General features: G+C 61.4%; 23 protein-coding genes. 11 read left to right on the top strand and 12 right to left on the bottom strand.

Going from position 1 to position 21,348, the window contains the following annotated elements:
- The first annotated feature begins 32 nt into the window (after positions 1-32).
- The gene (gene rlmF, locus C4K38_RS05410) at positions 33-1,091 is read left to right on the top strand and encodes a 23S rRNA (adenine(1618)-N(6))-methyltransferase RlmF (protein ID WP_053277563.1); all 1,059 of its coding nucleotides are present in this window, start codon (positions 33-35) and stop codon (positions 1,089-1,091) included.
- A gap of 67 nt (positions 1,092-1,158) precedes the next feature.
- Here rlmF and C4K38_RS05405 read toward each other — a convergent pair whose 3' ends face one another.
- Entirely contained in the window at positions 1,159-1,440 is a 282-nt protein-coding gene (locus C4K38_RS05405) for an HU family DNA-binding protein (protein ID WP_007932138.1), read from the bottom strand.
- Between the two features lie 395 nt (positions 1,441-1,835).
- On the opposite strand from C4K38_RS05405, the gene yejK reads away from it, so the two are divergent.
- Positions 1,836-2,840 carry a nucleoid-associated protein YejK gene (gene yejK, locus C4K38_RS05400; protein ID WP_053277562.1) on the top strand — a complete coding sequence of 335 codons (1,005 nt, stop codon included), beginning with the start codon at positions 1,836-1,838 and terminating at the stop codon, positions 2,838-2,840.
- Positions 2,840-3,193 (top strand): glutaredoxin family protein, encoded by a 354-nt coding sequence (locus C4K38_RS05395; RefSeq protein WP_053277561.1) that lies wholly within the window; start codon positions 2,840-2,842, stop codon positions 3,191-3,193. The genes yejK and C4K38_RS05395 overlap by 1 nt, the downstream gene beginning before the upstream one ends.
- Positions 3,194-3,267: 74 nt before the next feature.
- On the opposite strand, the gene C4K38_RS05390 is transcribed toward C4K38_RS05395, so the two are convergent.
- Positions 3,268-4,203, bottom strand: a complete 936-nt coding sequence (locus tag C4K38_RS05390) for a glutathione S-transferase family protein (RefSeq protein ID WP_053277560.1) — start codon at positions 4,201-4,203, stop codon at positions 3,268-3,270.
- 153 nt (positions 4,204-4,356) lie between these two features.
- Here C4K38_RS05390 and C4K38_RS05385 point away from each other — a divergent pair, with 153 nt between their 5' ends.
- Complete coding sequence (locus C4K38_RS05385) at positions 4,357-5,778, top strand: hypothetical protein (protein WP_053277559.1); 1,422 nt, start codon at positions 4,357-4,359, stop codon at positions 5,776-5,778.
- Between the two features lie 19 nt (positions 5,779-5,797).
- Here C4K38_RS05385 and C4K38_RS05380 read toward each other — a convergent pair whose 3' ends face one another.
- The 4 genes from C4K38_RS05380 to C4K38_RS05365 form a co-directional block, all read right to left on the bottom strand.
- Positions 5,798-6,112 carry a GIY-YIG nuclease family protein gene (locus C4K38_RS05380; RefSeq protein ID WP_053277558.1) on the bottom strand — a complete coding sequence of 105 codons (315 nt, stop codon included), beginning with the start codon at positions 6,110-6,112 and terminating at the stop codon, positions 5,798-5,800.
- Between the two features lie 51 nt (positions 6,113-6,163).
- Positions 6,164-6,634 (bottom strand): nuclear transport factor 2 family protein, encoded by a 471-nt coding sequence (locus C4K38_RS05375; protein ID WP_009047112.1) that lies wholly within the window; start codon positions 6,632-6,634, stop codon positions 6,164-6,166.
- Between the two features lie 99 nt (positions 6,635-6,733).
- Complete coding sequence (locus C4K38_RS05370; RefSeq protein WP_053277557.1) at positions 6,734-8,053, bottom strand: CynX/NimT family MFS transporter; 1,320 nt, start codon at positions 8,051-8,053, stop codon at positions 6,734-6,736.
- The gene (locus C4K38_RS05365) at positions 8,043-8,702 is read right to left on the bottom strand and encodes a FadR/GntR family transcriptional regulator (RefSeq protein WP_053277556.1); all 660 of its coding nucleotides are present in this window, start codon (positions 8,700-8,702) and stop codon (positions 8,043-8,045) included. Before C4K38_RS05365 ends, C4K38_RS05370 begins: the two co-directional genes overlap by 11 nt.
- Positions 8,703-8,867: 165 nt before the next feature.
- Between C4K38_RS05365 and C4K38_RS05360 the strand changes: the two genes are divergently transcribed.
- Complete coding sequence (locus tag C4K38_RS05360; RefSeq protein WP_053277555.1) at positions 8,868-9,179, top strand: type II toxin-antitoxin system MqsR family toxin; 312 nt, start codon at positions 8,868-8,870, stop codon at positions 9,177-9,179.
- Positions 9,176-9,652 carry a type II toxin-antitoxin system MqsA family antitoxin gene (locus tag C4K38_RS05355; RefSeq protein ID WP_053277554.1) on the top strand — a complete coding sequence of 159 codons (477 nt, stop codon included), beginning with the start codon at positions 9,176-9,178 and terminating at the stop codon, positions 9,650-9,652. Before C4K38_RS05360 ends, C4K38_RS05355 begins: the two co-directional genes overlap by 4 nt.
- Before the next feature lie 60 nt (positions 9,653-9,712).
- On the opposite strand, the gene C4K38_RS05350 is transcribed toward C4K38_RS05355, so the two are convergent.
- The 4 genes from C4K38_RS05350 to C4K38_RS05335 form a co-directional block, all read right to left on the bottom strand.
- A complete protein-coding gene (locus tag C4K38_RS05350) occupies positions 9,713-10,477 on the bottom strand; it encodes an amino acid ABC transporter ATP-binding protein (protein ID WP_009047107.1) in 765 nt (254 codons plus the stop codon).
- A gap of 10 nt (positions 10,478-10,487) precedes the next feature.
- Positions 10,488-11,585, bottom strand: coding sequence for an amino acid ABC transporter permease (locus C4K38_RS05345; RefSeq protein ID WP_053277553.1), 1,098 nt, complete (start codon positions 11,583-11,585; stop codon positions 10,488-10,490).
- Positions 11,586-11,595: 10 nt separating this feature from the next.
- Positions 11,596-12,777 (bottom strand): amino acid ABC transporter permease, encoded by a 1,182-nt coding sequence (locus C4K38_RS05340; RefSeq protein ID WP_053277552.1) that lies wholly within the window; start codon positions 12,775-12,777, stop codon positions 11,596-11,598.
- A gap of 65 nt (positions 12,778-12,842) precedes the next feature.
- Positions 12,843-13,871, bottom strand: coding sequence for an amino acid ABC transporter substrate-binding protein (locus C4K38_RS05335; RefSeq protein ID WP_053277551.1), 1,029 nt, complete (start codon positions 13,869-13,871; stop codon positions 12,843-12,845).
- A 467-nt stretch (positions 13,872-14,338) separates the two neighbouring features.
- Between C4K38_RS05335 and C4K38_RS05330 the strand changes: the two genes are divergently transcribed.
- From C4K38_RS05330 to C4K38_RS05310, 5 genes are all read left to right on the top strand, one after another.
- Positions 14,339-14,995 (top strand): alpha/beta hydrolase, encoded by a 657-nt coding sequence (locus tag C4K38_RS05330; RefSeq protein WP_053277550.1) that lies wholly within the window; start codon positions 14,339-14,341, stop codon positions 14,993-14,995.
- A gap of 95 nt (positions 14,996-15,090) precedes the next feature.
- Positions 15,091-16,569: an ATP-dependent RNA helicase RhlB gene (gene rhlB, locus C4K38_RS05325; RefSeq protein WP_053277549.1), complete on the top strand. Its 1,479-nt coding sequence runs from the start codon at positions 15,091-15,093 to the stop codon at positions 16,567-16,569.
- A 216-nt stretch (positions 16,570-16,785) separates the two neighbouring features.
- Entirely contained in the window at positions 16,786-17,739 is a 954-nt protein-coding gene (locus C4K38_RS05320; RefSeq protein ID WP_053277548.1) for an ornithine cyclodeaminase family protein, read from the top strand.
- 139 nt (positions 17,740-17,878) lie between these two features.
- Positions 17,879-19,006, top strand: a complete 1,128-nt coding sequence (locus C4K38_RS05315) for an NAD(P)/FAD-dependent oxidoreductase (protein ID WP_053277547.1) — start codon at positions 17,879-17,881, stop codon at positions 19,004-19,006.
- A gap of 86 nt (positions 19,007-19,092) precedes the next feature.
- Positions 19,093-19,719, top strand: coding sequence for a helix-turn-helix transcriptional regulator (locus tag C4K38_RS05310; RefSeq protein WP_053277546.1), 627 nt, complete (start codon positions 19,093-19,095; stop codon positions 19,717-19,719).
- 90 nt (positions 19,720-19,809) lie between these two features.
- On the opposite strand, the gene C4K38_RS05305 is transcribed toward C4K38_RS05310, so the two are convergent.
- Both C4K38_RS05305 and moaE read right to left on the bottom strand, forming a co-directional pair.
- A complete protein-coding gene (locus C4K38_RS05305; protein ID WP_053277545.1) occupies positions 19,810-20,586 on the bottom strand; it encodes an ABC transporter substrate-binding protein in 777 nt (258 codons plus the stop codon).
- Between the two features lie 309 nt (positions 20,587-20,895).
- Positions 20,896-21,348, bottom strand: coding sequence for a molybdopterin synthase catalytic subunit MoaE (gene moaE, locus C4K38_RS05300; protein ID WP_053277544.1), 453 nt, complete (start codon positions 21,346-21,348; stop codon positions 20,896-20,898).

Genomic DNA, 21,348 nt, shown 5'->3' with positions numbered 1-21,348 from the left:
CACTTTGAGCCATACCCGAACCGATTTCGCCCATGACCGCCCCCCGCCCTCCCAAAGCTCCGCGCAAAAAGCCTCAACCCGCTGCTCCGGCCAAGGCCGTCGCGCCACGGGAAAAGGCCAGCCTGCACCCGCGCAATCGCCATCAAGGCCGCTACGACTTTCCGCAGTTGATCAAGAGCACCCCGGAGCTGGGGGCTTTCGTGATCATCAATCCCTACGGCAAGGAGAGCATCGACTTCGCCAACCCGGCGGCGGTGCGGGTGTTCAACCGGGCACTGCTCAAGGCGTTCTACGGCATCGCCCATTGGGACATTCCGGCCGACTTCCTCTGCCCTCCGGTACCCGGTCGCGCCGATTACGTGCACTTCCTGGCCGACCTGCTGGCCGCGCATAACGAAGGTGTAATTCCCCGTGGCGCGGCGGTGCGGGTGCTGGACATCGGGGTCGGCGCCAACTGCATCTACCCGTTGATCGGCCACTCCGATTACCGCTGGCAGTTCCTCGGTTCCGACATCGACACCACCGCCCTCGCCGCCGCCAAGGCGATCGTCCAGGCCAACGGCCTGAACAAGGCCATCGGCCTGCGCCAGCAAGCCAACCGCAAACAGATCCTGCTGGGGCTGCTGGAAAGCGACGAACGCTTCGACCTGACCCTGTGCAATCCGCCGTTCCATGCCTCCCTGGAGGAAGCCACGCGCGGCAGCCAGCGCAAATGGCGAGCCCTGGGCAAGGCCGATCCCAAGCGCAAGCTGCCGGTGCTGAACTTTGGCGGCCAGGCCGCGGAGTTGTGGTGCGAAGGTGGCGAAGCGCGCTTCGTGACCCAACTGATCGGCGAAAGCACCCAGGTGGCGCAACAGGTGTTGTGGTTCAGCACCCTGGTGTCGAAAGCCTCGAACCTGCCGGCGATTCAGACCGCGCTGAAAAAGGCCGGGGCACTGGAGAGCCAGGTAGTGGAGATGTCACAGGGGCAAAAACAGAGCCGCTTCGTCGCCTGGACCTTCAAGGACAAGGCACAGCAACAGGCCTGGCGCCAGGAGCGTTGGGTTCAGAGGGATAGTACGAGGGGAAAAACGGCGATTTACCTTGCGTAAATCGTTGCGGCCTTAAAGCCTAAAAACCGTGCCCGGAAGTGTTCCGAGGCACGGTCTTACTGCAGTCTTACTTGTTGATCGAGTCGGTCAGGCCTTTAGCCACAACCAGCTTGATAACTTTCTTGGCAGCGATTTCGATGGCAGCGCCAGTCGATGGGTTACGGCCAGTACGGGCAGGACGCTCGGTCACTTTCAGTTTGCCGATACCTGGCAGAGTGATTTCGCCGCCATTTTCCAATTGATCAGCAACGATTTGGGCCAGTTGGTCCAGAGCGTTACGCGCGGTGGTTTTCGGCGCGTCGATAGCTTCAGCGATATCAGCGATCAGTTGGTCTTTAGTAATAGCCATTGTGGTGTTCCTTCCCTATCAAATTCATTTGGATTGCAGAGTGCAGTGTCAGCCATCGAGCCAGATCTTGTGGATCTGGCACCCCGGTCACAACCACGAAAGATCGGGGTTATAGATACCGAAATCAGGGTTTGGTTCGACCTGACAAATGCTGAATGCACGCTTAACGCCGAGACATCGCGTAAGACGGGGCAAAACTAGCACAGAGACGGGGAAATATCCGCCTCTACCTAGCCATTTGGTCAGCTTTATTGCTCTAAATCCGAAAAAAAATGCATAAGCTTGACCCAAGCCGCCTTCCACACCCTTCAAACAGCGCCAAAACCAGCGGGTGCGGTACACTGGGCACTTTTTCGGGGAGCCACGCCCTCTCCCGCCAACCAGCCGAGAAGCCCATGCCGATCCGCCATTGCATCGTCCACCTGATCGACAAAAAACCCGACGGCACACCCGCAGTTCTGCACGCCCGCGATTCCGAACTGGCTGAATCCGCGGCCATCGAGAACATGCTCGCCGATCTCAACGAAAGCTATAACGCCAAACAGGGCAAAGCCTGGGGCCTGTTCCACCCGGAGTCCGGCGCGTTTCCCTTCAGCGGCTGGCTGAAGGAATACCTCGACGGCGGCCAGGACTTCACCGCCTTCAGCCGCGTCGCGGTCGAGCACCTGCAAAAGCTGATGGAAGAATCCAACCTGTCGGTCGGCGGCCACGTGCTGTTCGCTCACTACCAGCAAGGCATGACCGACTACCTGGCCATCGCCCTGCTGCACCACAGCGAAGGCGTGGCGGTGACCGACGAGCTGGACGTAACCCCATCCCGCCACCTGGACCTGGGCCAGCTGCACCTGGCCGCGCGGATCAACGTCTCCGAGTGGCAGAACAACAAGCAGTCGAAACAGTACATCTCGTTCATCAAGGGCAAGAACGGCAAGAAAGTCTCGGAGTACTTCCGCGACTTCATCGGCTGCCAGGAAGGCGTCGACGGTCCGGGCGAGACCCGTACCCTGCTCAAGGCGTTCAGCGACTTCGTCGAAAGCGAAGACCTGCCGGAAGACTCCGCCCGGGAAAAGACCAAGACCCTGGTGGACTACGCCAGCAGCCAGGCCAAGCTCGGCGAACCCATGGGCCTGGAAGAGCTCTCGGAGCTGATCGACGAGGACCGCCCCAAGGCGTTCTACGATCACATCCGCAACAAGGACTACGGCCTGTCGCCGGAGATCCCGGCGGACAAGCGTACCCTCAACCAGTTCCGCCGCTTCACCGGCCGGGCCGAAGGCCTGTCCATCAGCTTCGAGGCGCACCTGCTGGGCTCGAAGATCGAGTATGACGAGGAAGCCGGGACCCTGATCATCAAGGGCCTGCCGACCCAACTGACCGATCAGCTCAAGCGCCGCAACTGATGCTGCAGGGCGTGCTGAAGAAATTCCTGCTGATCCTGCTGGTGGTCGTGGCGTACCAGAACTGGGGCAAGCTCGAGCGCCTGTTCACCCCCTCGCAGGCCGCCTCGGAGCAGGTCCGGGCCAATGCCCGGGTGGTGCTCTACGCCACCGACTGGTGCGGCTACTGCAAGGCCACCCGGCGCTTTCTCGATCAGAAGGGCATTGCCTTTCGCGAGTTCGATATCGAGAAGGATGCCGAGGCGCGCAAGGCCTATGAAGCCCTGGGTGGACGGGGAATTCCGATCCTCGATGTGAACGGCACGCTGATCCGCACCTACGACCCGGATCAGATCATGGCCGCGTTGCAGCGCTAGAACTCTCACCGCTCGCGCCTACAGATTCGCCACATTCCTGTAGGCGCGAGCTGGCTCGCGATAAGTCAGCAGCCTTACAGCGCCTCGATGCGGAACCCGAAACGCGGGAAGTGCGCATGCACCACCCCGCCGCGCGGGTCTTCGCGACGCAGGATCAACTCCTCGCGCCCGGCGAACAGCAACTCCCCCTCCACCGGATCGACGCCATAGTCGGTCGCCGCGATCCGCACCCGCTGGCCAGCCTGGAAACCGTTCGGATCGATGAAGACTTCATCCGGCAAAGCTGCCGGTGTAGCCCTGCGCGCCACTTCCAGCGCCTCTTCGGAGGTCATGGCACTCGAAGCGCCATGACCGAAACCGAGCACCCGGGCCAGCCATGCCGCCACCGCAGGATAGGCGTCCACCAGCGGCGCGGTCACCGGCGTGCCCTTGAGGAACCACAGGGGATGGGCCATGGCGAAGTCGGCAATCGACGGATCGCCGAACAGGAAGTCGCCCTCCTCGCGCTGCAACTGCTGCTCCAGGCGCGCCATGAGCGTCGGCCATTGATGCTTGGCCAACTCCAGCGGCACCCGGGTGGAGTTGCCACCGCTGAACAGCCCGGCGCGGTCAGCCATGAAGGCCTTGACCGCTTCCGGCGGCAAATGGCCGAAACGCACGGCCGCCGACTCAGGCTGGAACACCAGGCTCACCGCATGCTGGAACACCACCGAGTCGGCCCAGGCCGCGAAGGTCGCGCTGACCATTTCCCGTCCTTCGGGAAACAGCGCCGGCGAGGCCTTTTCCTGCTCCAGCCGCCGGGCGATCAGCGCCGTGTCGCAATAGATGTCGGCTCCGACCTGCAACACCGGGGTCTTGCGGTAACCGCCGGTGAGCGCGGTGAGATCGGGTTTGGGCATCACCGGCGAGATCTTCACCGAGCGCCAGGACAAGCCCTTGAAGCCGAGCAACAGCCGGGCTTTTTCCGCGAAAGGAGAGGTCGGGTAATGATGCAGAATCAACTCTGACATGCTGGGGTTCCACCGGATAAGTAGGAATAACCAGCTTAGCGTGCAAAGACCGGACAGCCTATATAACCTGTCTGATCACCATCCATCACCGACACTGATCGGGCACCGCGCTTCACCAGACCAGCAGCCTGAGCATGATAGGGAATCCAGCCTTTGGCCATTAAGCACAAGAAACCCGTACTGGCGTATTACACCCGCTTTTTATTCCTACTCACTTGCAAGTTCCCCAAACTATTTACTTACTCGTTCAAGAGCCATTTCTTCTTCTGTTCAACAGACCTTCTTTACCCGAAGGTGAATACGGTTGTTTATGACCAGGCAAGTATTCTGGAGGGGCCAGGACAATGGAGAGCAGTAAATATCATCACCCCCATCACTCCTAGCGAATTGATGTCTCTTCGCGAATGGTTTCAGAAAAAGGAGTTCCCTCACCATGAGGAAGGCCCTGAAAGTTCAATCCCGCACACCGAGACAGCTATTTTTGCGGTTAAAGGACTTGGCTATATCCCCTTCAATGACACCTACCCTTATGACCCAAGTCGGATATCCGTAAAGACCAAGGCCTTCAGGACCTGTACTATCACTACCATTGAGCTGACCAACAGCGTCACCTATCTATCGCTCGACTTTTTCTTGAGGGCCAATTTCCAAAATAAACTGTTCAACATAAACACGTCAAAAATCATCGACTACCATGCCTTCAAAACAGCAAATCCCTTCTCGCGAAACTTCCGAATCGTTCGCTCCAGTCACTATGTAGAGGAACAACTGATTCAGGGAGTTAACAAGATTGTCGGTGATGCTCATCAGGTCGCAGAAAAACTATTCAAGCTTTGGTCTATCAGCTCAGAAATACGAACACGGATCACCACTGGGCAGCTCAAAAGCGAGTACCCTGATCAATATATTAACCGCTACGCCAGCAGTGACTATAACCATTACAACCTGATCAGCCGGTACCCTAGCGCCGAATACAACCATTACAGCGACGAGACATGCTTCGCCAACTATATATATGACTTATCCTTAAGCTCATTAAACATAGATGCATTCTTCATTGATAGCCTCGTTGACCCTGACAACATAAGAGACTACTTAGCCGACCATCTAAATTTATCATTAATAAAGGAAGTCTGGCATCAGTACAACCAATGCCGAGACATTGTAAACCCTGTCCTTTCGACCATAAGCCAGAACACCTCCGAGAGCCTGCAAGTTCTACTGGAAGCGAATCTACAGATTGAACGCATCGAGGAAAAAATAGAGGCTTTGATGCAGTTCACCGAGCAATACTATTGCCGGGTCTTTCGAGCCGAAGCAGAAGACGAACTGAACAGACTGACCGCGAAAGTCGAAGTACTGAAAAAACGCATTGCTCAACGAAAGTCACTCAGCAACGATCAAGTGCAATTTGAAAATCTGAAGTTCAATCGATTCTATGCCTGGATAGTCGGCGGCCTGGCCTTTCTTCAGGTTTTCCTGGCCGCTATCGTCATCGACTGGAGCCAAGCACTACAAAGTAACAATCCGGTTCTGAACAATCTAAAAGCCCTGCTGCGCTGGCTTCAGGGGTGAGAACCCGGCTCCGGCGGGATCAGATGGCCAGGCCCGAACTGGCCACCAGGCACTCCTTGGCGCTTTTCCGGAGTTTCTTGATCAGACGTTCCTGGCGCAGGGCTTCGCTCTTGTCGCGGCAGGCTTCGGTGTAGACCAGCGCGACGGCCGGGCTGGAGAGGAAGAAGCGCGCGCCCTTGCCGCTCTGGTGCTTGGCGAAACGCTTGACCGGGTCGTCGCTGATGCCGCAGTACAAGGCACCGTTGGCGGCGCGCACCAGGTAGACAAACCAGGGTTTGCTCACCACGGATACAGGCTCGAAGTCGTTGGCGGGGGATTCGCTGGAGCGGGTCACGGTGATCGCGGCGTGTGGATAACAAGCCGCGATCTTACCAGAGGCGAGGATTCAGCGGCCGGCCTGGAAGGCTTTCAGGCCTTTGCGGGCCTGGGCGCGCACGGCGTTTTTCAGCAGCGGGGTCCAGCCGAGGATCAGTCCCTTGGTGCCCAGGGCCTGGCGAGCCCAGCGCCACATATTGAAATGATCGTGGTGCTCGCAGATCTTGCCGTCACGGAACACGAAACGCGCCTGGATATCGTTGACCACGGTATTGCCGGTCTGGCTGAACAGGTAGGTCGCCACCCAGTGGGCTTCGCCGCTGCGCTCGTCGGCGCGGACCTTGTCGAAGGTCAGGGAGAAGTCCTTGGCCCGGGTAGTGAGCATGCGCCACATGTCACCGGCATCGCGACCACGCAGTTCGCCGAACGCTGGATCACTGAACAGCACATCCTCGGTGTAGCAGGCGGCCATGGCCTCGGCATCCAGACGCTGGAAGGCGCTATAGAACTCAGTGATCAAGGCGCGGTGGGCATCACTCATGAAACAGGCTCCGACTCAGGGAAAGATGCCTGCACGATAGTCTGCAAACCCGGGAAACACTATCGGCATTCGCCACGCAAATACCGACAGTGGGGTGGGTCAGATCTTTTCGCTTTCGACCTGTACATAGAGCGAACGCCCAGCGCCCAGGCCGGCGACTATGGCCCCCAGGCCGATCACCGCGAAAATCCAGCCCAGGGCCGTCCAGCCACCGGTCCAGTCATGCACCAGGCCGACCGCGAACGGGCCCATGGAGGCCAGGGTATAACCGATACCCTGGGCCATGCTCGACAGGTTGGCCGCCACATGGGCGTCCTTCGAACGTAAAACGATCAGAGTCAGCGCCAGGCTGAAGGTGCCGCCCTGCCCCACGCCCAGCAGGATCGCCCAGCCCCACAGGCCGTCGATCGGGGCATACAGGCAGCCGAACAGACCGCCGAGGGTGAGCAGCATCACCACCACGATCGCCAGGCGCTGGTCCTTGCCCCGCGTCGCCAGCCAGGGCGCGGCCAGCGAACTGGCGAGCTGGACGATCACCGAACCGGACAGCACCAGCCCGGCCTGGGTCGGGCTCAGGCCGCGACCGATAAGGATCGATGGCAGCCAACCGAACACGATATAGGCCAGCGAGGATTGCAAACCCATGTACAGCGTCACCTGCCAGGCCAGCGGGTCGCGCAGCAAACCACGCACCCGATAGGCCACATGGTGCGCGCCCTGCCGCTTGCCGACCTGGGGCAGCCAGAACAGCGCCGCCGCCAGCGCCGGCAACGCCCAGAAGCCGAGGCCCAGCGCCCAGCTGCTATCGAAGTGCTGGCTCAAGGGCACGGTCGCCCCCGCGGCCATCGCCGCGCCCAGGCACAGGGCCATGGTGTAGACCCCGGTCATGGTGCCCGCGTGTTTGGCGAAGTCGCGCTTGACGATGCCCGGCAGCAACACCCCGATCACGCCGATGCTGGCGCCACCGAGGATGCTGCCGGCGAACAGCCCGACGTCCCCCAGGGAACTGCGCAGGATGATCCCGCACGCCAGCGTCAGCAGAATGCCGAGCACCACCCGCTCGGCACCGAAGCGCCGCGCCAGCACCGGGGCCAGCGGGGCGAACAGACCCAGGCACAGCACCGGCAAGGTGGTCAGCAGGCCGGCCTGGGCCGCCGACAGCCCGAGGCTGCGCGACACCTCGCTGAGCAGCGGCGCCATGCTCGACAGCGCCGGGCGCAGGTTCAGCGCCACCAGGATCAGCCCCAGCAGCAACAGCCACGGGCGACTCGGCGCCGGGTGGCCCTGCTGGACCTCGGCATCGTCGGCCTCGGCGTCGATCAACAGTTCTTCGAGCTCGGCCTCGCGTCGAGGGACGGCAATAGGTGGCGGGTTATTGGCCTGGTGGCTGGACATGGTGCTCTCGGTCTCAAGGTTCATTGATCAGTTGCCGGGAAATGGCCTTGGCCCGCTCCGGGTCACGCTGCTCGACGGCATCCAGCAGGTCGATATGCAGATCGAACACAGCCTGGCGCCGGGGATGGATGCTCAGGGTCTGGCGCAGTTGCGCGCCGACCACGCTGGAGAAATAGCGGTACAGCTCGCTGAGGGTGGGGTTATGCGCGGCGTCCACCAGGCGCCCGTGAAACACCAGGTCGCAGGCGATGTAACTCTCCAGATCACCGTGATAGTGATCGCCGCTGAGGGCCAGGGCTTCGCGCAACGCCAGCAGATCCTGGTCGGTACGCCGCAGGGCCGCCAGGCCGATGGCCTCCGTCTCGATGATCTGCCGGGTTTCCCGTGCCTGCTCCAGGGAGCACTGGGACAGGGCCTTGAGGGTGTCCAGCGGATCGACCACCGCGCGCAGGTAACTGCCGTCGCCCTGGCGAATCTCCACCAATCCGGAAAACGCCAGGACCCGCATGGCTTCGCGCACGGTATTACGGCTGATGCCCAGTTCCGCCGCCAGCTCCGGCTCGGTCGGCAGGCGCTGGCCGATGCTCCATACACCGTCATTGATGCGCTGGCGCAGCTGTTCCAGGGCCTGATCGACCAGGGAACGCTTAATCAAAGGAGAAACTTCTGTCATATGCCGTCGCCTTTTCATCCAATCATCGGATGAATTTTTTTGGCATATTAGTCAGCTTCGCGTGGGTGAACAACAAAGCCGATGCACGAAGGTAGCAAGCGGAAAGGAAATCCGATTGCCAAAAAAACCCTTTAAGGGTAATTTCATCTCGACTCCAGGTGTCTTATGGAAAAGCACACACCTCATTACGACCTGTCGGTGATCAAGGCGGATGTCGCCCGGCTAGGGGCCGCAGCCTTTACCCGAACCGCCCTGGTCAGCGGCCGGCACCTCGGCCTGACCTGCCGGGACATGCAGCAGGTGGTTGCCGGGCTGCAGGGGAAAATGCTCTACAAGTCGATGACCAGCTATCTCGATCATCGAATCTGGCAGGACGTGTATTACACCCACATCGATTCCGTGGAACTGTACATCAAAGTCACTTATCGCCCCGGCGGCGGTCCCCCAGTGATCTCCTTCAAGGAGAAACACCCATGAAACAAAGACAATGCGTCAGCTGCGGTGCCCCGACCGGCATGCAGCCGTTCAACAATCGCAGCGAGCTGATCGATTACAAGCACCTGCTGCGGCAGGTCGACGGCCTGGATGGTTGGGAATGCCAGGCCTGCGGGGAAGTCGAATTCGACGCGGCCAGCGCCGAACGCTACGCCAGCGCCGGCGACCAGTTGCTGGAGGACTGCCGGCAGTTCATGGCCAGCGAGATGAAGCGCATCCGCCGCAAACTGCACCTTTCGCAGAAGGATGCAGTGAGGCTGCTCTCCGGCGGCGGGCATAACGCCTTCTCCCGCTACGAACGCGGCGAGGTCGCCCCGCCCCAGCCGCTGTTCATGCTGATGCGCCTGCTCGATCGTCATCCCGAACTGATGGCCGAGGTGCATGCCCTCAGCGCGCAGCAGGCCCCAGCGGCGACCGACAACGAGCCACAGCAGCCGCGCCTCGCGACTTCATGAACGCCAGGCAAAAATAAACCCGGCGCCAGGCCGGGTTCATTTTCCAAGCCAATGCCTGGATCAGTGCAGGATCTGGCTCAGGAACAGCTTGGTCCGCTCGTTCTGCGGGTTGTCGAAGAAGTCGTTAGGCGCCGCCTGTTCGACGATTTCGCCCTTGTCCATGAAGATCACCCGGTTGGCCACGGTGCGGGCGAAGCCCATTTCGTGGGTCACGCAGAGCATGGTCATGCCGTCTTCGGCCAGGCCGATCATGGTGTCCAGCACCTCTTTCACCATCTCCGGGTCGAGGGCCGACGTCGGTTCGTCGAACAGCATGATCTTCGGCTTCATGCACAGCGCCCGGGCAATCGCCACACGCTGCTGCTGACCGCCAGAGAGCTGGCCCGGGTACTTGTTCGCCTGCTCCGGAATGCGCACGCGCTCCAGGTAATGCATGGCGATTTCCTCGGCCTTGCGCTTGGGCATCTTGCGTACCCACATCGGCGCCAGGGTGCAGTTCTGCAGAATGGTCAGGTGCGGGAACAGGTTGAAGTGCTGGAACACCATGCCGACTTCACGGCGGATCGCTTCGATCTGCTTGAGGTCGTTGGTCAGCTCAACGCCATCGACCACGATGCGGCCCTGCTGGTGTTCTTCCAGGCGGTTCAGGCAGCGGATGGTGGTGGACTTGCCCGAGCCCGAAGGCCCGCACAGGACGATACGCTCGCCCTGCTTGACGTTGAGGTTGATGTCCTTAAGCACGTGGAACTGGCCGTACCACTTGTTCACGCCCTGCATCTGAATAATGCCTTCAGGGCCCACAGGCTTTTTGATCGCTTCACTCATGGAGATACTCCTAACGCTTGTGGCCTGTGTCCAACTTACGCTCCAGATGCATGGAGTAGCGGGACATACCAAAACAGAAAATCCAGAACACCAGGGCCGCGAAGACATAACCTTCGGTGGCCATACCAAGCCATTTCGGGTCGGCGGCGGCTTGTTTCACGCTGTTGAGCAGGTCGAACAGGCCGATGATGATCACCAGGCTGGTGTCCTTGAACAGGGCGATGAAGGTGTTGACGATGCCGGGAATCACCAGTTTCAGGGCTTGCGGCAGAATCACCAGGCCCATGCTGCGCCAGTAGCCCAGGCCCATGGCCGCGGCCGCTTCGTACTGCCCCTTGGGAATCGCTTGCAGGCCGCCGCGCACCACTTCGGCGATGTAGGCCGACTGGAACAGGATCACCCCGATCAGCGCCCGCAGCAGCTTGTCGAAGTTCATGCCTTCGGGCAGGAACAACGGCAGCATCACCGAGGACATGAACAGCACGGTGATCAACGGCACGCCACGCCAGAACTCGATGAAGGTCACGCAGACCACACGAATCGCCGGCATGTTCGAGCGTCGTCCCAATGCCAGCACGATGCCCAGCGGCAAGGCGCCGACGATGCCGACAGTGGCGATCACCAGGGTCAGCATCAGGCCGCCCCATTGACTGGTCGCCACGTTGCTCAGGCCGAGATAGCCACCGTGCAGCAGGCTATAGGCAATGATCGGGTACAGCACCAGGAAGCTCAGGCCATAGATGGCCTTGTGCGGAACCCGGGCGATGAACAAGGGCGCCACGCCAATCACCGCCAGCCACACGGTCAGGTCCACGCGCCAGCGCAGGTCCACCGGGTAGTAGCCGTACATGAACTGGCCGAAGCGCTGCTGGATGAACACCCAGCAGGCGCCGTCCTTGGTGCAGTCGGCGCGGGTGGTGCCCACCCAGTTGGCGTCGAAAATCGCCCAGCTGAGGATCGGCGGTACCACCAGGTAGATCAGGTAGAAGGCGAACAGGGTCAGCAGGGTGTTGATCCAGCTGGAGAACATGTGTTCCCGCATCCACGCCACTATCCCGATGCTGCTGTGAGGGGGTGGCATGTCGGGTTTGAAAATATGAGTGCTCATGCGCGTTTCCTCACCGCTCGATCAGCGCAATGCGCTTGTTGTACCAGTTCATCAGCAGGGAAATGCTGATGCTGATCGCCAAGTACACGCTCATGGTGATGGCAATGACTTCGATGGCCTGGCCGGTCTGGTTGAGCACGGTACCGGCGAACAGCGAAACCATTTCCGGGTAACCGATACCGGCCGCCAGGGACGAGTTCTTCGCCAGGTTCAGGTATTGGCTGGTCAGCGGCGGAATGATCACTCGCAAGGCTTGCGGGATGATCACCTTGCGCAGGGTCGGACCGTTGCGCAGGCCGAGGGAACGGGCCGCCTCGGTCTGGCCATGGCTCACCGACTTGATCCCCGAACGCACGATCTCGGCGATGAACGCCGCGGTGTAGACGGTCAGGGCCAGGGTCAGGGCCAGCAGTTCCGGGATCAGCACCCAGCCACCGACGAAGTTGAAGCCCTTGAGCTCCGGCATTTCCCAATGCAGCGGGGCGCCGAATACCAGCGTGCACAGCGCCGGGATCACCAGGAACAGCGCCAGGCCGGTCCAGAACTTGTGGAACGGCACGCCGGTTTCTTCGAAGCGCTTGTTGGCCCAGCGGCACATCAGCACGATGGCGACAATCGCCACCACTAAGCCGATCACGAACGGCCAGAAACCGTCGGCGATCAAGGCCGCCGGCATGTTCAGGCCGCGGCTGCTGACGAAGAAGGTGTCACCGAAGTTGTGGCTGTTGCGCGGCCCCGGCATGGTCAGGAACACCGCGAAATACCAGAACAGGATTTGCAGCAGCGGCGGAATGTTGCGGAACACTTCCACATACACGGTCGCCAGTTTGCTGATGATCCAGTTCTGCGACAGGCGCGCCACACCGATGATGAAACCGAGGATGGTCGCCAGGATCACGCCGATGAAGGTGACCAGCAGGGTATTGAGCAGGCCGATCACGAACACCCGGGCATAGCTGTCCGCTTCGGTGTAGGAGATCAGGTGCTGAGCGATGCCGAAGCCGGCGCTGCGCTCGAGGAAGTCGAAACCGGAAGTAATCCCCCGGTGCGCGAGGTTGGTTTGAGTGTTGTTGAACAGGAACCAGCCCAGCGAGATCACCGCGACAATCGTGACGATCTGGAATAACCACGCACGCACTCGTGGATCGCTGAGACTGAGCCTCTGCTTTGGTGCGCCGATTGAATTTTGCATGAAGTGCCCCAGGAATAATGGAACAGAACATCACCCGGTGGTTGGCCCACCGGGTGATAGAACCATCAGCGCACAGGTGGTGCGTATTGAATGCCGCCGTTGTTCCACAGCGCATTCAGGCCGCGGTCGATGGCCAGTGGAGTGCTCTTGCCGAGGTTCTTCTCGAACACTTCACCGTAGTTGCCGACTTGCTTGACGATCTGTACTACCCAGTCCTTGCGCAGCTTCAGGTCCTTGCCGTATTCACCGTCGGTGCCCAGCAGACGAGCGACATCCGGGTTCTTGGTGGACTTGGCTTCGGCCTCGACGTTTTTCGAGGTGATGCCGGCCTCTTCGGCATTGAGCATGGCGAACAGGGTCCACTTGACGATGCTGAACCACTCTTCGTCGCCTTTACGCACCACCGGGCCCAGGGGCTCCTTGGAGATGGTTTCCGGCAGCACGACGTAGTCGGTCGGGGTCGCCAGCTTGCTGCGCTGTGCGTAGAGCTGGGACTTGTCGGAGGTCAGCACGTCGCAACGGCCGGATTCCAGCGACTTGGCGCTTTCATCGGAGGTGTCGAAGGTGATCGGGGTGTATTTCAGGCCGTTGCCACGGAAGTAGTCGGACACGTTCAGCTCGGTGGTGGTACCGGCCTGAATGCAGATGGTCGCGCCGTCCAGTTCCTTGGCGCTCTTCACGCCCAGCTTGTTGTTCACCAAAAAGCCGATGCCGTCGTAGTAGGTCACGCCGGCGAACACCAGGCCCATGCCCGAATCGCGGGAGCTGGTCCAGGTGGTGTTGCGCGACAGTACGTCGATCTCGCCCGACTGCAGCGCGGTGAAGCGCTCCTTGGCATTCAACTGGCTGAATTTCACTTTGGTCGCGTCGCCGAATACCGCGGCGGCCACGGCGCGGCAGACGTCGGCGTCGATGCCGAGGATCTTGCCGGTGGCGTCCGGTACCGAGAAGCCCGGCAGACCGTCGCTCACACCGCACTGCACGAAGCCTTTCTTCTGCACGGCATCCAGGGTCGCACCCGCCTGTGCGAAGCCACTCATGCCCAGTACCGCGGCGGCCGTGACCACAGCCAGGGTGGATTTCAACATCTTCATTCAAACCTCCAGTTTTGCTCTTGTTGTGTCGGAGCTTGAGTCCTGCCGCACCCTTATGAGGCGCTGTTGACCCGTGTTGGCTTTTTATGGGGTCAAGCGGCGTAGGACTTTAGCTATGAGTCTAGTAGGAGAAAATCCATTTAAGAGAAAACCCATACTCACCAAGCGACCGAACGGGCTGTAGCCCTTGCATGTTCGCGAAGCCCGTAGCGGCCACTGGCGAACGTCCATCATCGGATCTTTGCTATCCCACACCCGCCAGTAGCCTGATAGTGTTACCGGCAGAGTGAACGCAATCACTTCACGCAACGGCTATAGCAAAGCCCGTACCAGAGTGCCGGCTAAAGCGGTTCCGGCAGGGGTCAAGAGCAAAACTTGCAGCCTTGCGACATCTTCTTCACTGATCAACCGACCGCGCACCTCGATCACGCACCGCCTGGGCGCGTGCGCACACATTTGGAGCAACCATGACCGAGCCCTTGATTCTTCAGCCCAGCAAGCCCGTCGATGCCTGTGTGATCTGGCTTCATGGCCTGGGCGCCGACCGCTACGACTTCCTGCCGGTGGCCGAAGCACTGCAGGAAAGCCTGCTGACCACCCGCTTCGTCCTGCCCCAGGCACCGACCCGCGCCGTGACCATCAATGGCGGTTATGCCATGCCCAGCTGGTACGACATTCTGGCCATGAGCCCGGCGCGCGCGATCAACCGTGAACAGCTGGAGGAGTCGGCAAAACGCCTGTCCGACCTGATCGAAGAACAGCGCGCCAGCGGAATAGACCCTTCGCGGATTTTCCTCGCCGGTTTTTCCCAGGGTGGTGCTGTCGTCCTGCACACCGCCTTCCTTAAATGGCAGGGTCCGCTGGGTGGCGTACTTGCCCTCTCCACCTATGCCCCGACCTTCAGCGATGAACTCGAACTGTCGGCCAGCCAGCAGCGGATTCCGACCTTGTGCCTGCACGGCCAGTACGACGAAGTGGTGCAGAACTCCATGGGCCGTACCGCCTACGAGTACCTGAAGCACCATGGTGTCACCGCGACATGGCATGAATACCCAATGGGGCACGAAGTGTTACCCGAAGAAATTCGCGATATCGGCGCCTGGCTCGGCGAGCGTTTGCGCTGAATCGATAAGTTCGGTAGCCCGTTGAGCAATCCACTACGCCGCGCCCGATTCTTGCATTACACTGCCCGGCGTACATTCCTTAACCAATTGATGAGATGACCGTGCTCAAAGCACTCAAGAAAATCTTCGGTAAAAGCGAGGCTGAGCAGCTCGCGCCAGGCTCCAGCCCATCTTCCTCCAGCCCCAGCAGCCGTACCGACGGCCATCAGCCGGAACGGACCGCGCCTGCCCCCGTGGCCAAGCCAGAGCCGGTGACCCCAGCCGCCCCGACGGCCCAGACCGCGCCGCGCAGCGACAAGCCCAAGGCCGAACAGCCGCGCCGCCCACGTGCACCGAAACCACCGGTGAGCACCTGGAAACTGGAAGACTTCGTCGTCGAACCGCAGGAAGGCAAGACCCGCTTCCACGACTTCAAACTCGCGCCGGAACTGATGCACGCGATCCACGACCTGGGTTTCCCCTACTGCACGCCGATCCAGGCGCAGGTACTGGGTTTCACCCTGGCCGGCAAAGACGCCATCGGCCGCGCCCAGACCGGTACCGGCAAGACCGCCGCGTTCCTGATCTCGATCATCACCCAGCTGCTGCAGACCCCGCCGCCGAAAGAGCGCTACATGGGCGAGCCGCGGGCGCTGATCATCGCGCCAACCCGCGAACTGGTGGTGCAGATCGCCAAGGATGCGGCCAGCCTGACCAAGTACACCGGTCTCAATGTGATGACCTTTGTCGGCGGCATGGACTTCGACAAACAGCTCAAGCACCTCGAAGCCCGCCATTGCGACATCCTGGTGGCCACCCCGGGCCGCCTGCTGGACTTCAACCAGCGCGGCGACGTGCACCTGGACATGGTCGAAGTGATGGTGCTGGACGAAGCCGACCGCATGCTCGACATGGGCTTCATCCCCCAGGTACGCCAGATCATTCGCCAGACCCCGCCGAAAAGCGAACGCCAGACCCTGCTGTTCTCCGCCACCTTCACCGACGACGTGATGAACCTGGCCAAGCAGTGGACCACCGACCCGGCGATCGTCGAGATCGAAGCCGAGAACGTGGCCAACGCCAATGTCGAACAGCACATCTACGCGGTGGCCGGCGCCGACAAGTACAAGCTGCTGTACAACCTGGTCAACGACAACGGCTGGGAACGGGTCATGGTCTTCGCCAACCGCAAGGATGAAGTGCGGCGCATCGAAGAACGCCTGGTACGCGACGGCGTGAACGCAGCCCAGTTGTCCGGCGACGTGCCGCAACACAAGCGCATCAAGACCCTGGAAGGCTTCCGCGAAGGCAAGATCCGCGTGCTGGTGGCCACCGATGTCGCCGGTCGCGGCATCCACATCGACGGCATCAGCCACGTGATCAACTTCACCCTGCCGGAAGTGCCGGACGACTACGTGCACCGTATCGGCCGTACCGGCCGGGCTGGCGCCGACGGCGTGTCCATCAGCTTCGCCGGCGAGGACGACTCCTATCAGTTGCCGTCGATCGAAGCGCTGCTGGGCCGCAAGATCAGCTGCGAAATGCCGCCGACCGAGCTGCTGCGCCCCGTGGAGCGCAAACGCCCAAAAACCTGAGCAGCGTCGTTGTAGGAGCGAAGCTTGCTCGCGATGAACGATAACGCGCAGTGTCAGCAATGACGCCTCGCGGGCAAGCCTCGCTCCTACAGATACAAGCCTGCCCGCAAAAAAACGCAGCCCGACCACAGGCTGCGTTTTTTTTCGCCTGGATATTGCCCGACAAAACTAAAAGTCCATAATGGACAAATTAGTTTATTTCTTGGGAGCACCCGCATGTCCAGCACGCCTTCCGTGATTACCCAGTCTCAAGCCCGCCAGTTGCTGGCGCAGGTCGACGTCCCGCAGATCCTGCGCAAGCTGTTCCACGACCTGGCCGCCGGGCTTGCCGTGCAGCCGGCGCAGCAACTGGTGGAGTTTCCCCAGGGCGCCGGGGACTTCATCAACTACCTGGGCGTGCTGGCCGAAGACCGGGTCTACGGGGTCAAGACCTCGCCCTATATCGTCCGCGCCGAAGGTCCGCTGGTCACCGCCTGGACCCTGCTGATGTCCATGGACAGCGGCCAGCCGCTGCTGCTGTGTGACGCTGGCGAATTGACCACCGCGCGCACCGCGGCCACCACCGCCGTGGCCGTCGATGCCCTGGCGCCGGCCGCTGCCCAGCACCTGGCGATCATCGGCAGCGGCCCCGTGGCCCAGGCGCACCTGCATTACGTGAAAGCCCTGCGCGAGTGGCAGTCCATCCGCCTGTACTCCCCTGGCCTGGCCGGCAAATCCGCCGAGGACATCGCGCACCTCAAGGCCCTCGATCCGCGCCTGCAGATCGTCAGCCAGCTCGATGATGCCCTGCAGGACGCCGACGTCATCATGCTCTGCACCTCCTCCGCCAGCCCGGTGATCGACCCGCGAACCTTGCACAAGCCAGCGCTGATCACCTCCATCAGCACCAACGCGCCGCGGGCCCATGAAGTACCGCCCGCCGCGCTGAAGGACATGCAGGTGTATTGCGACTATCGTCAGACCACCCCCGGCTCGGCCGGCGAGATGCTGATCGCCGGCGAACGGCATGGCTGGGACAAGGCCGCGATTCTCGGCGACCTGCCCGAACTGCTCAGCGACCTGGCCCAACGACCGGAGCCGGGGCGCCACGTGTTCTTCCGCTCCATCGGCCTGGGCCTGGAAGACATTGCCCTGGCCAATGCGCTGTACCGCTTGCAGTGCACTCACTGAATACCAATGGAACATCTGTAGCAGCGAAGCTTGCTCGCGATAGACAGCCTCGAGCAAACCACCGTGACAGGCTCAAGATCGATCGCGGGCAAGCCTCGCTCCTGCAGAAGCGCGTTATCCCCTTTTTACGGAGGCTCGAATGACCCAGGCAGACTTCATCATCATCGGCGGCGGTATCGCCGGGGCATCCACCGGTTACTGGCTGTCGCGCCATGGCCGAGTGCTGGTGCTGGAACGCGAATCGCACCCGGCCTACCACTCCACCGGGCGCTCCGCGGCGCTCTATACCGCAGCCTATGGCACGCCCCAGGTGCGCGCCCTGACCCTGGCCAGCCGGGACTTTTTCGATGCCCCGCCGGAAGGTTTCTGCGAGCACCCGCTGCTGAGCCCGCGCGGTGAAATGACCGTGGACTTCACCGGCGACCCCACCGAGCTGAACAACCAGTACCTGAGCGCCAAGGCCACGGTGCCGGAGATGCAACTGCTGAGCGCCGACGAAGCCTGCGCGCGCCTGCCGATCCTGCGCCGCGAGAAGGTCCATGGCGCACTCTACGACCCGAGCGCCAGCGATATCGATACCGACGCCCTGCACCAGGGTTACCTGCGCGGCATCCGGCGCAACCAGGGCGAGGTGCGTACCGACTGTGAGGTGCTGGGGCTGAGCCGTGACGAACAGGGCCAATGGCAGGTCCAGACCGCCGGCCAAACCTTCAGCGCGCCGATCCTGATCAACGCCGCCGGCGCCTGGGCCGACCAGGTCGGCGTCATGGCCGGCGCCCGGCCCCTGGGCCTGCAGCCGAAACGCCGCGCGGCCTTTATCTTCGCCGGGCCCGAAGGTGTCGATATCCATCACTGGCCGATGCTGGTGAGCCTGGACGAGTCCTTCTACATGAAGCCCGACGCCGGCATGTTCCTCGGCTCGCCGGCCAACGCCGACCCGGTAGAGCCCCACGATGTGCAGCCGGAAGAGCTGGACATCGCCATGGGCATCTACCAGATCGAAGAGGCCACCACCCTGACCATTCGCCGCCCGACCCGCACCTGGGCCGGCCTGCGCAGCTTCGTCAGCGACGGCGACCTGCTGGCCGGCTTCGACACCCAGGTACCGGGTCTGTTCTGGGTCGCCGCGCAAGGCGGCTATGGCATCCAGACCTCGCCGGCCATGGGCCAGGCCAGCGCGGCCCTGGTGCGTGGCGAAGCCTTGCCCGAGCAACTGGCACGCTTTGGCCTGGACGCCGCCATGCTCTCCCCTGCCCGCCTCGGCTGACCCGTTCAGGTGACGCGCCCCAACGATTGCGGCACACTCGCAGCGCCCTGCCTTGCAGGGCGCTGACACCGCCTGGAGAACCACCCATGACCTCACCCGCGCAGGACCCTGCCCTGGACAACTTCCGGGCGATCGCCGACGCCATCGCCACGCTGTTCTTCCCCCATGCCGAGGTGGTGCTCCACGACCTGCGCACGCAGAAGATCGACTACATCGCCAACAACATCTCCAAGCGCGAGGTGGGCGACGATGCGGCCCTGGACGACATGCTCGGCGAGGACAGCAACGAGCGGAATATCGGCCCCTATGAAAAGCTCAACTGGGACGGCCAGAAAATCCGCAGCCTGAGCAGCGTGCTGCGCGACAGCAACGGCCAGCCGCTGGCGGTGCTGTGCATCAACCTGAATATTTCGCTGTTCGAGAATGCCAAGGCGGCGCTGGACCTGTTCCTCTCGCCAAGCAAACTGATCCCGCAACCGGACTCGTTGTTTCGCGATGATTGGCAGGAGCGTATCAACACCTTCCTGCACAACTGGCTGCGCGAACGGCAGCTGGGACTGAACCTGCTGACCCGCGAACACAAGCGCGAACTGGTGCTGGCGCTGCACGCCGAAGGCGCATTCAAGGGCAAAAGCGCCGCCAACTATGTGGCCAATGTGCTGAACATGGGGCGGGCGACGGTGTACAAGCACCTGAAGGAATTGAAGGGCTGACGGCCCTGAAAAGCATCGCGGGCAAGCCTCGCTCCTACGGTTAGGTGCAAGACTTGCCCGCGATGGCGTTCTCACGAACGCCACACGGCATCAGTCGCCGTAGATGTCGGACTTGAAGTACTTCTCGGAAATCTTCTGATATTCGCCACTGGCGCGAATGCCATCGATGGCGGCATTCAACTGGCTGACCAGCTCGGCATTGCCCTTGCGCACCGCAATCCCCGCACCCTCACCCACGTATTTCGGGTCCTTCAGCTCCGGCCCGACAAATGCATAGCCCTTGCCGCGCGGCATCGACAGAAAGTCATTCAACGGAATGGTGTCGGCGAAAATCGCATCGAGGCGCCCGGCCGCCAGGTCCATATAGATCTCTTCGTTGTTGCTGTAGCGCTTGACGTTGATGCCCTTGGGCTCGAACACCTCGGTGGCGTAGCGGTCGGTGGTGGTCGCCCGTTGCACACCGACATTCTTGCCCTTGAGGCTGGCGTACTGGTCATCGACCGTCGCACCTTCCTTCATCACCAGCCGCGAGGAAGTGAAGTAGTACTTGTGGGTGAAGTCGACCGACTTCTTGCGGTCTTCGTTGATGGTCATCGACGACAGCGCCATGTCGATTTTCTTCACTTTCAACGAAGGAATCAGGCCGTCGAATTCACCCTCGACCCATAGGCACTTGACCTGCATCTGCGCGCACAAGGCATTGCCGATGTCGTAGTCGAAACCGACGATCTCACCTTTGTCGGTTTTCGAGGCGAACGGCGGATAAGCCGCCTCGATGCCGATGCGCAGGGTTTTCTCGGCGGCGAACAGGTTGCCGCACGCCAACAGGCTAAGGACCAGGCCACTGATGAGGGGGAGTTTCTTCATATTCGTTCTCTCGCGGGTTGTTGTTGGTTTGGCAAGACAGAAGAAAGGAGTGAAACGGTGAAGCCTTGTTTTGTACTTGTAAATCCATACTGGACTTTTACGTATATTTCGTCAACGGAGCGGATGCCCTTCGTCCCGCCTTTGGTCGCGAGGCAGAAATGGGGAAAAGCAGGGAAATTGAGGCTGTAGCTGAGGGCCCTATCGCGGGCAATCGAGCGTCGACCGGCCGCTCCTACAGACGGTGCCGACCGTAGGAGCGAGGCTTGCCCGCGATGGCGGACTTGCGGTCAATACAGAGGGATCAGGCCGTCACTCTTTCCAGCGATCCGCCGCCGCATGGTCACTGTCGCGCCCTTCCACCCAGCGCGGGCCGTCGGCGGTGGTTTCCTTCTTCCAGAACGGCGCGCGGGTTTTCAGGTAGTCCATGACAAAGGCACAGGCATCGAATGCCGCCTGGCGGTGGGCGCTGGCGGCACCGACGAAGACGATCGGCTCGCCCGGGTCCAGCGCACCGATGCGATGCAGCACTTCCAGCTTGAGCAGCGGCCAGCGCTGTTCGGCCTCGGCGGCGATCTTGCCCAGGGCCTTTTCGGTCATGCCCGGGTAATGCTCGAGAAACATCCCCGCCACATCCAGGCCGTCGTTGAAATCCCGCACGTAGCCGACAAAGCTCACCACCGCGCCGACGCCGACATTCGCCGCATGCATCGCGTTGACTTCCGCCCCCGGATCGAAGGCGCTGGCTTGCACACGAATCGCCAT

It is taken from the genome of Pseudomonas chlororaphis subsp. piscium (assembly GCF_003850345.1).
Classification (GTDB): Bacteria; Pseudomonadota; Gammaproteobacteria; order Pseudomonadales; family Pseudomonadaceae; genus Aquipseudomonas; species Aquipseudomonas piscium.
The sequence above is the reverse complement of the archived record's forward strand: the minus strand, read 5'-3'. Positions and strand labels throughout refer to the sequence as shown.

What these genes read in the sequence shown, in the direction of transcription:
- C4K38_RS05310 (WP_053277546.1), top strand. Translation starts at nt 19,093, where the DNA reads ATGACCTCACCCGCGCAGGACCCTGCCCTGGACAACTTCCGGGCGATC.
- C4K38_RS05335 (WP_053277551.1), bottom strand. Translation starts at nt 13,871, where the DNA reads ATGAAGATGTTGAAATCCACCCTGGCTGTGGTCACGGCCGCCGCGGTA.
- C4K38_RS05340 (WP_053277552.1), bottom strand. Translation starts at nt 12,777, where the DNA reads ATGCAAAATTCAATCGGCGCACCAAAGCAGAGGCTCAGTCTCAGCGAT.
- C4K38_RS05365 (WP_053277556.1), bottom strand. Translation starts at nt 8,702, where the DNA reads ATGACAGAAGTTTCTCCTTTGATTAAGCGTTCCCTGGTCGATCAGGCC.
- C4K38_RS05345 (WP_053277553.1), bottom strand. Translation starts at nt 11,585, where the DNA reads ATGAGCACTCATATTTTCAAACCCGACATGCCACCCCCTCACAGCAGC.
- C4K38_RS05350 (WP_009047107.1), bottom strand. Translation starts at nt 10,477, where the DNA reads ATGAGTGAAGCGATCAAAAAGCCTGTGGGCCCTGAAGGCATTATTCAG.
- C4K38_RS05320 (WP_053277548.1), top strand. Translation starts at nt 16,786, where the DNA reads ATGTCCAGCACGCCTTCCGTGATTACCCAGTCTCAAGCCCGCCAGTTG.
- C4K38_RS05305 (WP_053277545.1), bottom strand. Translation starts at nt 20,586, where the DNA reads ATGAAGAAACTCCCCCTCATCAGTGGCCTGGTCCTTAGCCTGTTGGCG.
- rhlB (WP_053277549.1), top strand. Translation starts at nt 15,091, where the DNA reads ATGACCGTGCTCAAAGCACTCAAGAAAATCTTCGGTAAAAGCGAGGCT.
- moaE (WP_053277544.1), bottom strand. Translation starts at nt 21,348, where the DNA reads ATGGCGATTCGTGTGCAAGCCAGCGCCTTCGATCCGGGGGCGGAAGTC.
- C4K38_RS05330 (WP_053277550.1), top strand. Translation starts at nt 14,339, where the DNA reads ATGACCGAGCCCTTGATTCTTCAGCCCAGCAAGCCCGTCGATGCCTGT.
- C4K38_RS05355 (WP_053277554.1), top strand. Translation starts at nt 9,176, where the DNA reads ATGAAACAAAGACAATGCGTCAGCTGCGGTGCCCCGACCGGCATGCAG.
- C4K38_RS05395 (WP_053277561.1), top strand. Translation starts at nt 2,840, where the DNA reads ATGCTGCAGGGCGTGCTGAAGAAATTCCTGCTGATCCTGCTGGTGGTC.
- C4K38_RS05360 (WP_053277555.1), top strand. Translation starts at nt 8,868, where the DNA reads ATGGAAAAGCACACACCTCATTACGACCTGTCGGTGATCAAGGCGGAT.
- C4K38_RS05390 (WP_053277560.1), bottom strand. Translation starts at nt 4,203, where the DNA reads ATGTCAGAGTTGATTCTGCATCATTACCCGACCTCTCCTTTCGCGGAA.
- C4K38_RS05315 (WP_053277547.1), top strand. Translation starts at nt 17,879, where the DNA reads ATGACCCAGGCAGACTTCATCATCATCGGCGGCGGTATCGCCGGGGCA.
- yejK (WP_053277562.1), top strand. Translation starts at nt 1,836, where the DNA reads ATGCCGATCCGCCATTGCATCGTCCACCTGATCGACAAAAAACCCGAC.
- C4K38_RS05405 (WP_007932138.1), bottom strand. Translation starts at nt 1,440, where the DNA reads ATGGCTATTACTAAAGACCAACTGATCGCTGATATCGCTGAAGCTATC.
- C4K38_RS05375 (WP_009047112.1), bottom strand. Translation starts at nt 6,634, where the DNA reads ATGAGTGATGCCCACCGCGCCTTGATCACTGAGTTCTATAGCGCCTTC.
- rlmF (WP_053277563.1), top strand. Translation starts at nt 33, where the DNA reads ATGACCGCCCCCCGCCCTCCCAAAGCTCCGCGCAAAAAGCCTCAACCC.
- C4K38_RS05370 (WP_053277557.1), bottom strand. Translation starts at nt 8,053, where the DNA reads ATGAACCTTGAGACCGAGAGCACCATGTCCAGCCACCAGGCCAATAAC.